This window comes from Escherichia sp. WS568, assembly GCF_046486085.1.
Classification (GTDB): Bacteria; Pseudomonadota; Gammaproteobacteria; order Enterobacterales; family Enterobacteriaceae; genus Escherichia; species Escherichia coli.
In genome coordinates this window covers 86231-100386 of record NZ_JBJQMC010000016.1, presented here as the reverse complement: position 1 = coordinate 100386, position 14156 = coordinate 86231, and the positions used below count along the sequence as shown (strand labels likewise).

Annotated in this window: 14 protein-coding genes; 8 read left to right on the top strand and 6 right to left on the bottom strand. The window is 51.2% G+C overall.

The window, feature by feature from the left end; translation table 11 throughout:
* Positions 1-51 precede the first annotated feature (51 nt).
* The 4 genes from endA to metK all read right to left on the bottom strand — a co-directional run bounded on the left by endA (position 52) and on the right by metK (position 4412).
* Positions 52-759 carry a deoxyribonuclease I gene (gene endA / locus ACJHWR_RS17440; protein ID WP_000286519.1) on the bottom strand — a complete coding sequence of 236 codons (708 nt, stop codon included), beginning with the start codon at positions 757-759 and terminating at the stop codon, positions 52-54.
* Between the two features lie 94 nt (positions 760-853).
* Entirely contained in the window at positions 854-1351 is a 498-nt protein-coding gene (locus ACJHWR_RS17435; protein WP_001296359.1) for a SprT family zinc-dependent metalloprotease, read from the bottom strand.
* Positions 1352-1427: 76 nt separating this feature from the next.
* Complete coding sequence (gene galP / locus ACJHWR_RS17430) at positions 1428-2822, bottom strand: galactose/proton symporter (protein ID WP_001112301.1); 1395 nt, start codon at positions 2820-2822, stop codon at positions 1428-1430.
* Positions 2823-3257: 435 nt separating this feature from the next.
* Positions 3258-4412 (bottom strand): methionine adenosyltransferase, encoded by a 1155-nt coding sequence (gene metK, locus ACJHWR_RS17425; protein WP_001062128.1) that lies wholly within the window; start codon positions 4410-4412, stop codon positions 3258-3260.
* A gap of 55 nt (positions 4413-4467) precedes the next feature.
* Between metK and yqgD the strand changes: the two genes are divergently transcribed.
* The 6 genes from yqgD (at position 4468) to speB (ending at position 9116) form a co-directional block, all read left to right on the top strand.
* Complete coding sequence (yqgD, locus tag ACJHWR_RS17420; protein WP_001303651.1) at positions 4468-4719, top strand: protein YqgD; 252 nt, start codon at positions 4468-4470, stop codon at positions 4717-4719.
* 110 nt (positions 4720-4829) lie between these two features.
* Positions 4830-4973 (top strand): protein YqgG, encoded by a 144-nt coding sequence (gene yqgG / locus ACJHWR_RS17415; RefSeq protein WP_001297404.1) that lies wholly within the window; start codon positions 4830-4832, stop codon positions 4971-4973.
* 93 nt (positions 4974-5066) lie between these two features.
* Positions 5067-5198, top strand: a complete 132-nt coding sequence (yqgB, locus tag ACJHWR_RS17410) for an acid stress response protein YqgB (RefSeq protein ID WP_001297406.1) — start codon at positions 5067-5069, stop codon at positions 5196-5198.
* Between the two features lie 8 nt (positions 5199-5206).
* Positions 5207-7183 carry a biosynthetic arginine decarboxylase gene (speA, locus tag ACJHWR_RS17405; RefSeq protein ID WP_001295380.1) on the top strand — a complete coding sequence of 659 codons (1977 nt, stop codon included), beginning with the start codon at positions 5207-5209 and terminating at the stop codon, positions 7181-7183.
* Between the two features lie 145 nt (positions 7184-7328).
* Complete coding sequence (locus ACJHWR_RS17400) at positions 7329-8060, top strand: hypothetical protein (RefSeq protein WP_000758893.1); 732 nt, start codon at positions 7329-7331, stop codon at positions 8058-8060.
* Positions 8061-8195: 135 nt separating this feature from the next.
* Complete coding sequence (gene speB / locus ACJHWR_RS17395) at positions 8196-9116, top strand: agmatinase (RefSeq protein ID WP_000105566.1); 921 nt, start codon at positions 8196-8198, stop codon at positions 9114-9116.
* Between the two features lie 47 nt (positions 9117-9163).
* Here the strand turns inward: speB and loiP are convergent, their stop codons facing one another.
* A complete protein-coding gene (loiP, locus tag ACJHWR_RS17390) occupies positions 9164-9922 on the bottom strand; it encodes a metalloprotease LoiP (protein ID WP_001297457.1) in 759 nt (252 codons plus the stop codon).
* Positions 9923-10199: 277 nt separating this feature from the next.
* On the opposite strand from loiP, the gene tkt reads away from it, so the two are divergent.
* Positions 10200-12191: a transketolase gene (gene tkt / locus ACJHWR_RS17385; RefSeq protein ID WP_000098613.1), complete on the top strand. Its 1992-nt coding sequence runs from the start codon at positions 10200-10202 to the stop codon at positions 12189-12191.
* A gap of 219 nt (positions 12192-12410) precedes the next feature.
* Here the strand turns inward: tkt and ACJHWR_RS17380 are convergent, their stop codons facing one another.
* A complete protein-coding gene (locus ACJHWR_RS17380; RefSeq protein ID WP_000646927.1) occupies positions 12411-13319 on the bottom strand; it encodes a prohibitin family protein in 909 nt (302 codons plus the stop codon).
* A gap of 376 nt (positions 13320-13695) precedes the next feature.
* Between ACJHWR_RS17380 and cmtB the strand changes: the two genes are divergently transcribed.
* Positions 13696-14139, top strand: a complete 444-nt coding sequence (cmtB, locus tag ACJHWR_RS17375) for a PTS mannitol transporter subunit IIA (protein ID WP_001237038.1) — start codon at positions 13696-13698, stop codon at positions 14137-14139.
* Positions 14140-14156: the final 17 nt, after the last annotated feature.

Here is a 14156-nt window from a genome sequence, read left to right as displayed (position 1 = left end):
CGGTTGTACGCGTGGGGTAGGGGTTAACAAAAAGAATCCCGCTAGTGTAGGTTAGCTCTTTCGCGCCTGGCAAGCGCGTTGCACATACGGGTTATGATTGCCCTGCACCTTCGCGATGCGTTCATCGCGCTCGCACTCCCAGTCGGTAACCGGATACATCTTGTCCCATGCGTTGAACAGCTGCGTTTGCTGGCGAGAGAGTGTCAGGTTGTATTGGTCACGCATATAGAAGTAGGTGCGCGCAATGGCACCGCGTGCACGCGCTGGTGGTTCGGCTGCTTTTTCTTTGAAATCGACCTTCATGGCGCATTGACCGTACTGGCCTTCGCCGCCATTCCACTGGCTGTACATAAAGTTGCCGCGATCGCCATTCACTTCACCGACTGACGGTTGCAGGTTATGCATATCGCTTTCCATCTTGCGATAGACCGGATCTTTAGCACAGTTTTTACGTCCACCGTCCTGCCAGCACTGGCGCTGGTGACCGAATTGCCAGGCAGGAACGACGTGTTCCCACTCTACGCGGCTGGCGCGGTTTTCATTTTTGCGCACCTGATAGCCGCACGATTGCAGATCAACAACGCCTTTTTTGCCCTGCCAGTTAATTTTACATCCGCAATAAAACGTACCGGGCGCGTCAGCGTGGACTTTTACCGCCGCGGCTTTCGCCTGAGAAAAACTATTGATACCTTCGGCCAACGCCGGGCTGGAAAATGCTGCGCTCAGTACCACCGCAGCAATAGACAAATAACGGTACATCACTTACTCCGTGTTAAAACGAGCCAGCAACGTAGCGAAAGTTGTTTTGGTATGCAATCAGCCAGATCAGGAAAGTTCCTGATAGTTCAGGTGGTTACTTTGCAATCAGCTGTTCACCGCAGTGAACACAGCGATAGACGGCCTCGCCACGAACTACGCGATTATGGCGGCGTACGGTAAGCTGATGCTCCTGACACTTGCAGCGGTAGGGGAAGGTGTTGCGGCGCACGGATTGCAGTTCGAACTGATGCGTACGACGGGCGGGAACGCCCAGCACGCTTTCCATCATCCACTTCCACTCTTTGCCATGTGGCGCTACGCGCCCGAAATGTTTCCATACCAGCAAATGTGCCAGTTCGTGGGGCACCACTTCTTCAATAAAGGCTTCACTGTTTTCCAACAGCAAAACGGGATTGAGGCGGATTTCATAGCTTTCCAGCCAGGCTGTTCCGGCGGAGGTGCCGCGCTGGGTGTAAGAGAGTTTTGGCTCCGGGTAGTTACGCCCTAGCTTCAGGTTGGCCTGGGCGAGCTTTTCCCGCAGGCGACGCATAACGGCCTGTTGGATGGCGATAGGGAGACGGGATGTTTTCATAGCGGCAGAGGATAGAGCGAAGAAAAGATGACTGCAAGAGGTGGCTTCCTCCGCGACGGGAGGAAGCCTGAGGAGATTAATCGTGAGCGCCGATTTCGCGCAGTTTACGACCTTTCATCAGATTACGTTCAATATGTTCCAGCGAAACGTGTTTGGTTTCCGGTACCAGCCACAATGTCAGCAGGATAAACAGTACGTTCAGAGCCGCATACACCCAGAAGGTGTTGGCGTTACCCAGCGTGTTGAGCATGGTCAGGAACGTTGCGCCAACGATCATGTTGGCAATCCAGTTGGTGGCGGTGGAGCAGGTGATGCCAAAATCGCGGCCTTTCAGCGGCTGAATTTCGGAACACAGTACCCAAATCAGCGGACCGGCACTCATGGCAAAACCGACAATAAACATCAGCAGCATGGCGATAGCGAAATACTGCGCCGACGGAGAGTGGATACCGATATGCATCATTGTACCGAGTACGCCCATGCCAGCAGCCATCACCAGGAAGCCCAGCGTTAGCGTTGGTTTGCGTCCCCAGCGGTCAACAAGGCCGATTGCGATAAAGGTGGCAAGTACGTTGGTCAGGCCGACAATCACTGTCCCCCACATTTGCTCGGTGGTGTTGGTATAACCCGCCAGTTCGAAGATTTTCGGCGCGTAATACATGATGACGTTCATCCCGGTGAATTGCTGCATTACCTGCAACAGTACGCCAAGGAACACCGCGCGGCGGAAGTTGCTGTTCTCTTTAAACAGCGCCCAGCCACTCTGTTTAACCTGCAAACTTTCACGGATTTCATCCAGTTCGCGTTTCGCTTCCGCGCTGGTGTCACGCAGGCGTAGCAGCACGCGTTCGGCATCAACAAAACGGCGTTTGGCGGCAAACCAACGAGGGCTGTCTGGCAGGAAGAAGACACCAATCAGCAGCAAAATTGCCGGGATGATAATCACACCCAGCATCCAGCGCCATGCACCGGTGTAGCTGAAGGCGGTATCAGAAAGATAAGCACCGAGGATCCCGATAGTGATCATCAACTGATACATCGAGATCATACTGCCGCGAATTTTTTCCGGCGCAATTTCAGAGAGGTAAAGCGGTGCGGTATAAGAGGCCACACCCACCGCCAGCCCCAGCAGAACGCGGGAAAGAATCAGTACTTCAACGTTTGGCGCAGCCGCAGAGAACAGTGAACCGGCAACAAACAGGATTGCGCCGATCATCAGGCTCTTTTTGCGCCCGAGTTTAAAGGAGAGCCAGCCGCTGCCCACCGCACCGACTGCCGCACCGAACATCATGGAGCTTACGACCCATTCTTGCGTGTGCGAAGTAATCTGGAATTCATCTGCAATAAACGGCAGTGCGCCAGCAATTACACCGATATCCAGGCCAAAGAGTAATCCCGCCAGAGCGGCAAGGAAGCAGACGAAAAACGTCATTGCCTTGTTTGACCGCCCCTGTTTTTTAGCGTCAGGCATGATGCCCTCCAATATGGTTATTTTTTATTGTGAATTAAGATAGGTGAGTACGACGTAAAAAGATGTGAAGCAAATCACATCAGTGTAATCGCTTACACTAACATTTATCTTAGTTATGATTTAAGTGCATGAAAATAATTGAGTTATATCATCATAGATTAAACGCAGTTATCTGCAATTAAGACTTTACTGAAAAGAAATGTAACAACTGTGAAAACTGAATAATAATATGAAAATATTACAAATATTTGGCTGGTGTGGTTGGTGTAATCGGTTTCAGTCGTGATGATAATTTGCGGTAAAACGTGTTGAGGAAGAATGATGTTATTGTGCGGGCGGTTTTTTGCCGGATGCGGCGTGAATGTCTATCCACCGCAGTGAGGTAAAAGAAAAAGGCCAGCGCGAGGCTGGCCTTTGAAAGCAGGTGAAGAAAGATTACTTCAGACCGGCAGCATCGCGCAGCAGCTGCGCTTTGTCGGTTTTTTCCCACGGGAAATGTTCACGACCAAAGTGACCGTATGCTGCGGTTTCTTTGTAGATCGGGTGCAGCAGATCCAGCATCTGAATCAGACCGTATGGACGCAGGTCAAAGAACTCACGTACCAGCAGAGTCAGTTGTTCAGAAGGCACTTTCTCGGTACCGAAAGTTTCCACCATGATGGAAGTCGGTTCAGCCACGCCGATTGCGTAGGAAACCTGAATTTCACAACGATCGGCCAGGCCAGCAGCAACGATGTTTTTCGCGACATAACGTGCTGCGTACGCTGCGGAACGGTCCACTTTTGATGGATCTTTACCAGAGAATGCACCACCACCGTGACGTGCCATGCCGCCGTAGGTATCAACGATAATTTTACGACCAGTCAGACCGCAGTCACCCATCGGGCCACCGATAACAAAACGACCGGTCGGGTTGATGAAGAATTTGGTGGCAGAAGTCAGCCATTCAGCTGGCAGAATCGGCTTGATGATCTCTTCCATTACCGCTTCTTGCAGCGATTTCTGGTCGATTTCTTCAGAGTGCTGAGTGGAAAGCACGACAGCATCGATACCAACGATTTTGCCGTCGTCATACTGGAAAGTCACCTGGCTTTTCGCGTCCGGGCGCAGCCACGGCAGAGTGCCGTTTTTACGCACTTCAGCCTGACGCTGTACCAGACGGTGTGCATAGGTGATAGGCGCTGGCATCAGCACGTCGGTTTCATTGGTTGCGTAGCCAAACATCAGACCCTGGTCACCCGCGCCCTGTTCCAGCGGATCGGCACGGTCAACGCCCTGGTTGATGTCAGGAGACTGTTTGCCGATAGCGCTCAGAACCGCACAGGAGTTAGCGTCAAAGCCCATGTCGGAATGCACATAGCCAATTTCGCGAACGGTGTTACGGGTGATCTCTTCGATGTCTACCCAGGCGCTGGTGGTAATTTCGCCGCCAACTAAAACCATGCCGGTTTTTACGTAGGTTTCGCAAGCAACGCGTGCTTTCGGATCCTGTTCGAGGATCGCGTCTAAAACGGCATCAGAGATTTGGTCAGCAATTTTGTCAGGATGCCCTTCAGAGACGGACTCGGACGTAAAAAGGTGTTTTGCCATATTTAATATCACCTAAAGAGAATTTGGTTAGCTCAAACTGTTGTGTGGATTTTCTGTGGTAGCGGATCCTACCACGACTCTGCAGGTTAAAAACACTGGCAGTCTGAGTGTTAATCGGTATGGATGGATTAACATCTGGATGGCTATTTTAGGTCAATTCTTCACCCGATTTCCACTTTTTTTTGAATCGTGTCTCATTCTGTTAAAAACGTGGCTGGAAATTTTTCCTGACAATGCTGGCATTCTGCGTATTTATCTTTTGCAATTTTCTGCCATTGTGGGGTATAAAACGCGGCGCGCGGCTTAAATAAAAAGCACACGACGTTTCTTTCGTGTTGCCACTTCCAGCCGGGTTGAAATCAGAGTTTTGGCTTGTGGGTTCGTCTTAACAGGCGGCCGTGGAGGTGATACGAAATAATGAACCGTTGTCTGCTGCTTAACCTGTCTCACCGTTCTGGTGAAGATTCGTTCCCCGCACTCTGCATCTCTGCTTTGCATACCTGCCGATGTTATACCCATCTCGGCGCTTCTCAGGATTCAAGAGCTGGTTACAGTTACTGAGGACTGAACAAGGGCGCTCTTGTAAAAACAAGAGTTTTCTCGTGGTTTCGCCGAACTGTCACACTTACGTTCGGTTATGTGCTTAATAATGTTATGAAAAAGAAACCGGTTGCGCAGTTGGAGCGTCAGCATTCACTGCTGGAAAATCCATGTGCTTATGGGTTGTTATCGCAGTTCCAGGCTGCGATAGTCGTTAACTGTTTTACACTTAATAAAATAATTTGAGGTTCGCTATGTCTGACGACATGTCTATGGGTTTGCCTTCGTCAGCGGGCGAACACGGTGTACTACGCTCCATGCAGGAGGTTGCAATGAGCTCCCAGGAAGCCAGCAAGATGCTGCGTACTTACAATATTGCCTGGTGGGGCAATAACTACTATGACGTTAACGAGCTGGGCCACATTAGCGTGTGCCCGGACCCGGACGTCCCGGAAGCTCGCGTCGATCTCGCGCAGTTAGTGAAAACTCGTGAAGCACAGGGCCAGCGTCTGCCTGCACTGTTCTGTTTCCCACAGATCCTGCAGCACCGTTTGCGTTCTATTAACGCCGCGTTCAAACGTGCGCGGGAATCCTACGGCTATAACGGCGATTACTTCCTCGTTTATCCGATCAAAGTTAACCAGCACCGCCGCGTGATCGAGTCCCTGATTCATTCGGGCGAACCGCTGGGTCTGGAAGCCGGTTCCAAAGCCGAGTTGATGGCAGTGCTGGCACATGCTGGCATGACTCGTAGCGTCATCGTCTGCAACGGTTATAAGGATCGCGAATATATCCGCCTGGCATTAATTGGCGAGAAGATGGGCCACAAGGTCTATCTGGTCATTGAGAAGATGTCAGAAATCGCCATTGTGCTGGATGAAGCAGAACGTCTGAATGTCGTTCCTCGTCTGGGCGTGCGTGCACGTCTGGCCTCGCAGGGCTCGGGGAAATGGCAGTCCTCCGGCGGGGAAAAATCGAAGTTCGGCCTGGCTGCGACTCAGGTACTGCAACTGGTTGAAACGCTGCGTGAAGCCGGGCGTCTCGACAGTCTGCAACTGCTGCACTTCCACCTCGGTTCGCAGATGGCGAATATTCGCGATATCGCGACAGGCGTTCGTGAATCCGCGCGTTTCTATGTTGAACTGCACAAGCTGGGCGTCAATATTCAGTGCTTCGACGTCGGCGGCGGTCTGGGCGTGGACTATGAAGGCACCCGTTCGCAGTCTGACTGTTCGGTGAACTACGGCCTCAATGAATACGCCAACAACATCATCTGGGCGATTGGTGATGCGTGTGAAGAAAATGGTCTGCCACATCCGACGGTAATCACCGAGTCGGGTCGTGCGGTGACTGCGCATCACACCGTGCTGGTGTCGAATATCATCGGCGTGGAACGTAACGAATACACGGTGCCGACCGCGCCTGCAGAAGACGCACCGCGCGCCCTGCAAAGCATGTGGGAAACCTGGCAGGAGATGCACGAACCGGGAACTCGCCGTTCTCTGCGTGAATGGTTACACGACAGCCAGATGGATCTGCACGATATTCATATCGGCTACTCTTCCGGCACCTTTAGCCTGCAAGAACGTGCATGGGCAGAACAACTCTATCTGAGCATGTGCCATGAAGTGCAGAAGCAACTGGATCCGCAAAACCGTGCGCATCGTCCGATTATCGACGAACTGCAGGAACGTATGGCGGACAAAATGTACGTCAACTTCTCGCTGTTCCAGTCGATGCCGGACGCATGGGGGATCGACCAGTTGTTCCCGGTTCTGCCGCTGGAAGGGTTGGATCAAGTGCCGGAGCGCCGCGCTGTGCTGCTGGATATTACCTGTGACTCTGACGGTGCTATTGATCACTACATCGATGGTGATGGTATTGCCACGACAATGCCCATGCCGGAGTACGATCCAGAGAATCCGCCGATGCTCGGTTTCTTCATGGTCGGCGCATATCAGGAGATCCTCGGCAACATGCACAACCTGTTCGGTGATACCGAAGCGGTTGACGTGTTCGTCTTCCCTGACGGCAGCGTAGAAGTAGAACTGTCTGACGAAGGCGATACCGTGGCGGACATGCTGCAATATGTACAGCTCGATCCGAAAACGTTGTTAACCCAGTTCCGTGATCAAGTGAAGAAAACCGATCTTGATGCTGAACTGCAACAACAGTTCCTTGAAGAGTTCGAGGCAGGTTTGTACGGTTATACCTATCTTGAAGATGAATAATTAAGATTATTCCGCTGGCGGGTCGATTTATTTACGTAAATCGGCCCGCTTTCTTTTTATATATTCTTAAAAATATTTTAGCTGCTTTTCTTATTAAATAATCTCCCTACAATCGCTGCATTAATTAAATGCAGAGGGAACGGTTATGAAAAAATGGAAAGTACGTAGCGCGTTGATAGCATTAGCCGTGCTGCTGGCCGGTTGTTCCAGTAATGCGCAGTATAATAGCAGTGCATCAGGCAATGTCGGCACCGCCTGGGGTGGGGATGTGCACTCAACGGTTCAGGGCGTATCTGCTGAACGAGTCTGGCGCGATCCGGCAGAGATGATCGTTATTAGTTATTCGACTACTGTTCCTTCGGGCTACGACCGCGTTTATAGCATTCGTATTAACGAACTTGAATATGCTATTCGTGATGGTAATTTTAATTCTCTACCTATTACGCGGGTTTATGATTCATCCAATAATGAACCACGCTATATTGTCCATGCCAGAGTAGGAATGAATTATCAATTATATGTCCGCAATTACAGTCGTAACACCAACTACGAGATCGTTGCTACGGTTGATGGCCTGGATGTGCTGAACGGCAAGCAAGGTTCGCTGAATAACAACGGCTATATTGTGAATGCCGGAGATTCGTTAGCGATTAAAGGATTCCGCAAAGATAAACATACCGAAGCGGCTTTTCAGTTCGCCAACGTTGCTGATTCCTACGCAGCCAATTCGGCGCAAGGCGATGTGCGTAATACCGGGGTAATCGGCTTTGCCGCCTTTGAATTACAAGGCCCGGCGCAAAACGCGATGCCGCCGTGCTCTGGACAAGCCTTTCCGGCAGATAACAATGGCTATGCGCCGCCACCGTGTCGGAAATAGCAACCTCGCTTGATGCCTCGCCCATTTAAGGCGATAATTAGCACAAACTTGTGTTTCGCAAATCCAACCCTTCCTCGTCGGGCCTAACGACGCGGAAGGGTTTTTTTATATCGACTTTGTAATAGGAGTCCATCCATGAGCACCTTAGGTCATCAATACGATAACTCACTGGTTTCCAACGCCTTTGGTTTTTTACGCCTGCCGATGAACTTCCAGCCATATGACAGCGATGCTGACTGGGTGATTACTGGCGTGCCGTTCGATATGGCCACTTCTGGTCGTGCGGGTGGACGCCACGGTCCGGCAGCTATCCGTCAGGTTTCGACGAATCTGGCCTGGGAACACAATCGCTTCCCGTGGAATTTCGACATGCGTGAGCGCCTGAACGTCGTGGACTGCGGCGATCTGGTATATGCCTTCGGAGATGCCCGTGAGATGAGCGAGAAGCTGCAGGCGCACGCCGAGAAGCTGCTGGCTGCCGGTAAGCGTATGCTCTCCTTCGGTGGTGACCACTTTGTTACGCTGCCGCTGCTGCGTGCTCATGCGAAGCATTTCGGTAAAATGGCGCTGGTACACTTTGACGCCCACACCGATACCTATGCGAACGGTTGTGAATTTGACCACGGCACCATGTTCTATACCGCGCCGAAAGAAGGTCTGATCGACCCGAATCATTCCGTGCAGATTGGTATTCGTACCGAGTTTGATAAAGACAACGGCTTTACCGTGCTGGACGCCTGCCAGGTGAACGATCGCAGCGTGGATGACGTTATCGCCCAGGTGAAACAGATTGTGGGTGATATGCCGGTTTACCTGACCTTTGATATCGACTGCCTGGATCCTGCTTTTGCACCAGGCACCGGTACGCCAGTGATTGGCGGCCTGACCTCCGATCGCGCTATTAAACTGGTACGCGGCCTGAAAGATCTCAACATCGTTGGGATGGACGTAGTGGAAGTGGCTCCGGCATACGATCAGTCGGAAATCACCGCTCTGGCTGCGGCGACGCTGGCGCTGGAAATGCTGTATATTCAGGCGGCGAAAAAGGGCGAGTAAGCGCCGGATAAGATGCGTTATGCGTCAAATCCGGTGTAATAAAATGCTTACTTAACTCCATCCGCGCTCATACGATCGCGAATATGCTGGGCGCGTTCGGCGGATGCTGGATGGTCGTCAAACATTGAGCTTTGACGGCCTTCTTCCAGCTTCGCCAGTTTTTCAAAGCTGGTGGCAAGACCTGCCGGGCTGATGCCGCGTTGGCGCAGAAGATCGTAAGAATAATCATCGGCTTCTGCTTCCTGGCGCTGGGAGAATTGCGAATTAACTAATTTCTCGCCCAGATCACCGAGTTGTGATTGAGATAAACTGCCGACAATCCCGCCCGCAGAGGCCGCAGCTACTCGCACGGCATTTGTACCAAGTGCCACCTGCATCCCTTTCTTCACATGGCCTAACGCCACGTGCCCCATCTCGTGACCGATCACCGCTTCGACTTCGTTATCCGTCATCATATCCATCAGCCCGCTATAGACGCGGATACAACCGTTAGCCATTGCAAAGGCGTTCACATCCTTCGCCATATACACTTTGTAATTAACCGGCTGACCGTTGATATTGTTGCCTAGCGCATTGGCAATAGTTGTCAGACGTTTAGCGTATTCGCTATTGGCTGGCGCAATCGTCGCCTTGCTGTCCATCTCCTGACATGCCTGATCGCTCAGGGTTTTCACCTGCGCATCACTCAAACTGTAAGCCTGAAAAGCTTCCGCTCCTGATGAGAGCAGTCCGTTGGAGTCCATATTCTGGCAACCGGTCAGTACCGTTGCCACGCTCATTGCTACCAATAAGGCGCGAATTTTCATGTTTTCTCTTCCGCACAAGGTCAGGATTATTCTAAAAATGCGCCGTTTGCAGGTGAATCGACGCTCAGTCTCAGTATAAGGAAAAGCGCAGCGGACGGGCGAGCAGATTGCGCAACATGCGAGCATGATCCAGAGATTTCTGAAGCAGCAAAAGGATGTTCCATGTACATGACGCGCGGCTTGCGGTAAATTGTTGGCAAATTTTCCGGCGTAGCCCAAAACGCGCTGTCGTCAAGTCGTTAAGGGCGTGCCCTTCATCATCCGATCTGGAGTCAAAATGTCCTCACGTAAAGAGCTTGCCAATGCTATTCGTGCGCTGAGCATGGACGCAGTACAGAAAGCCAAATCCGGTCACCCGGGTGCCCCTATGGGTATGGCTGACATTGCCGAAGTCCTGTGGCGTGATTTCCTGAAACACAACCCGCAGAATCCGTCCTGGGCTGACCGTGACCGCTTCGTGCTGTCCAACGGCCACGGCTCCATGCTGATCTACAGCCTGCTGCACCTCACCGGTTACGATCTGCCGATGGAAGAACTGAAAAACTTCCGTCAGCTGCACTCTAAAACTCCGGGCCACCCGGAAGTGGGTTACACCGCTGGTGTGGAAACCACTACAGGTCCGCTGGGTCAGGGTATTGCCAACGCAGTCGGTATGGCGATTGCAGAAAAAACGCTGGCGGCGCAGTTTAACCGTCCGGGCCACGACATCGTCGACCACTACACCTACGCCTTCATGGGCGACGGCTGCATGATGGAAGGCATCTCCCACGAAGTTTGTTCTCTGGCGGGTACGCTGAAGCTGGGTAAACTGATTGCGTTCTACGATGACAACGGTATCTCTATCGATGGTCACGTTGAAGGCTGGTTCACCGACGACACCGCAATGCGTTTCGAAGCTTACGGCTGGCACGTTATTCGCGACATCGACGGTCATGACGCGGCATCCATCAAACGCGCAGTAGAAGAAGCGCGCGCAGTGACTGACAAACCGTCCCTGCTGATGTGCAAAACCATCATCGGTTTCGGTTCCCCGAACAAAGCCGGTACGCATGACTCCCACGGTGCGCCGCTGGGCGATGCTGAAATCGCCCTGACCCGCGAACAGCTGGGCTGGAAATATGCACCGTTCGAAATCCCGTCTGAAATCTATGCTCAGTGGGATGCGAAAGAAGCAGGCCAGGCGAAAGAATCCGCATGGAACGAGAAATTCGCTGCTTACGCGAAAGCTTATCCGCAGGAAGCCGCTGAATTTACCCGCCGTATGAAAGGCGAAATGCCGTCTGACTTCGACGCCAAAGCGAAAGAATTCATCGCTAAACTGCAGGCTAATCCGGCGAAAATCGCCAGTCGTAAAGCGTCTCAGAATGCGATTGAAGCGTTCGGTCCGCTGTTGCCGGAATTCCTCGGCGGCTCTGCTGACCTGGCACCGTCTAACCTGACCCTGTGGTCTGGTTCTAAAGCAATCAACGAAGATGCTGCGGGTAACTACATCCACTACGGTGTTCGCGAGTTCGGTATGACCGCGATTGCTAACGGTATCTCCCTGCACGGTGGTTTCCTGCCGTACACCTCCACCTTCCTGATGTTCGTGGAATACGCACGTAACGCCGTACGTATGGCTGCGCTGATGAAACAGCGTCAGGTGATGGTTTACACCCACGACTCCATCGGTCTGGGCGAAGATGGCCCGACTCACCAGCCGGTTGAGCAGGTCGCTTCACTGCGCGTGACCCCGAACATGTCTACATGGCGTCCATGTGACCAGGTTGAATCTGCAGTGGCATGGAAATACGGCGTTGAGCGTCAGGACGGCCCGACCGCGCTGATCCTCTCCCGTCAGAACCTGGCGCAGCAGGAACGTACTGAAGAGCAGCTGGCAAACATCGCGCGCGGTGGTTATGTGCTGAAAGACTGTGCCGGTCAGCCGGAACTGATCTTCATCGCGACCGGTTCGGAAGTTGAACTGGCTGTTGCCGCCTACGAAAAACTGACAGCCGAAGGCGTGAAGGCGCGCGTGGTTTCCATGCCGTCTACCGACGCGTTCGACAAGCAGGATGCGGCTTACCGTGAATCCGTACTGCCGAAAGCGGTTACTGCACGCGTTGCGGTAGAAGCGGGTATTGCTGACTACTGGTACAAGTATGTTGGCCTGAACGGCGCTATCGTCGGCATGACCACCTTCGGTGAATCTGCTCCGGCAGAACTGCTGTTTGAAGAGTTCGGCTTCACCGTTGACAACGTTGTTGCGAAAGCCAAAGCGCTGCTGTAATCGGTAAGATGCTTTGTGAGAAGGGCCGCGAAAGCGGCCCTTCAGATTATTGGCAAAGTGCGCGTTGTTCATGTCGGATGCGGCGTGAACGCCTTATCCGACCTACAAGATCGTGAAAATTCAATATATTGCAGGAAGTATGTAGGCCTGATAAGCGTAGCGCATCAGGCAGTTTTGCCTTTGCCATCAGTTTCAAGGGCCGCGAAAGCGGCCCTTTTTTTACTTAGTAGAGATAAACGGAACTGTACTGCCGGGGATCATGGTATCGGGCAGTTTACCGTCCCAACGCTCTGCAGTGGTAAGGGCTACAAGTCCGGGATTATCCCGCAGAGCTTCACCGCGCAGGCGGATTGCTTCTGCTTCAGCCGCACTTTTTAAACGAATAGTTTCAGCCTCTGCCGCGCCTCTTACGCGAATGGTCTCAGCTTCTGCTTTGGCTGCCGCCAGTTTACTGTCTGCTTCTGCCTGGGCCTGAGTTACCGCTATTTGCGCCTGGATTTTCTCTGTTTCCAGATTTTGCTTACGTGTGGCAATGGCGACTTCTGCTTTCATTCGATCTTCAATCGATTTTTCATAAGCGTCAGAAAAATCAATATTTTCAATCTGGACACCATCAATCACCACCGGACCAACAACGGCTTTACGCATAGCATTTTGCAGATCCTGAACCAATTTTGTACGATCCTGTACCGCACTGATGGCGGTATATTGGCCGAAAACGTTCTCCAGTTGAGTTGGCAACTGACGGACAATCAGACGATCTTTTAATGCTTCAATGGTGTTGTAGGTGGTATAAACCGCGCCTGCTTCTGAAGGTTTAATGTGGAAGCTGACTGATACTGTCATTTGTGCCGGTTGCTGGTCGCGGCTGTAGGCCTGTAATCCCTGATAAACCACAGCCTGATTACGCGTGGAAATTTTCTCCACGCTTTCCATAAAAGGGATCTTAAAACCCAGACCCGGCTCGGCAACTTTTACGATTTTTCCGTAGCGCAGCAAAATGCCGCGTTCACCTTCATTAACGGTGTAATACGAGAGAAATGGCAGCACAACCACGGCAAGCACGCCAATGACGATAGCAATAGATTTTTGTGGGCGAAATGAGGTTATTGAAACAGGTGCTTTCATATGAATCTTCCTTGAGTAAAGTGGGGAATATGTCACATGAGGTGAGGATAAAATAGCCGACAGGTGAGAATTCAGAATCTATAAAGGGGTATAGCGAAAAAACATTGCATTAAAAAAGTATGTTTTCGAACATTCAATAAATAAATGGCGATATGCATCACAAATACAACAACAAACAAAGTGTTGATTTTGTGATAAACATAACAAATACAAAGTTGACTTTGTAATTATTGATTTCATGTTGTTGTTATTTAAAGTTTTATTATTTTGGCTCATGGGTTTTTTCTTCTCGCGTGCCCAATTGCTTTCATTAAACCGCACGAGTATTTTATTTTTACCGCCGAACGGTACCCTAAAAATAAAATAAGGATAATTTATGCGGCTTATTAATTATTTTCCAGAATCATCAATTTCAGTTATACATTCAGCAAAAGACTGGCAGGAAGCTATCGATTTCTCGATGGCATCATTGCTGGATAAAAACTATATCAGCGAGAATTACATTCAGGCTATTAAAGATTCCACCATGAGTAATGGCCCTTACTATATTCTCGCACCAGGCGTGGCAATGCCTCATGCGCGACCAGAATGTGGGGCGCTTAAAACCGGGATGTCTTTAACGTTACTTAAACAAGGCGTTTATTTTCCGGGGAATGACGAACCAATTAAATTACTCATCGGACTCTCTGCTGCCGATGCCGATTCGCACATTGGCGCTATTCAGGCGTTAAGTGAATTACTGTGCGAAGAAGAAATACTCGAACAACTCTTAACAGCATCATCAGAAAAACAATTAGCGGACATTATCAGCCGCGGATAATTACTCTCTCCTCTACA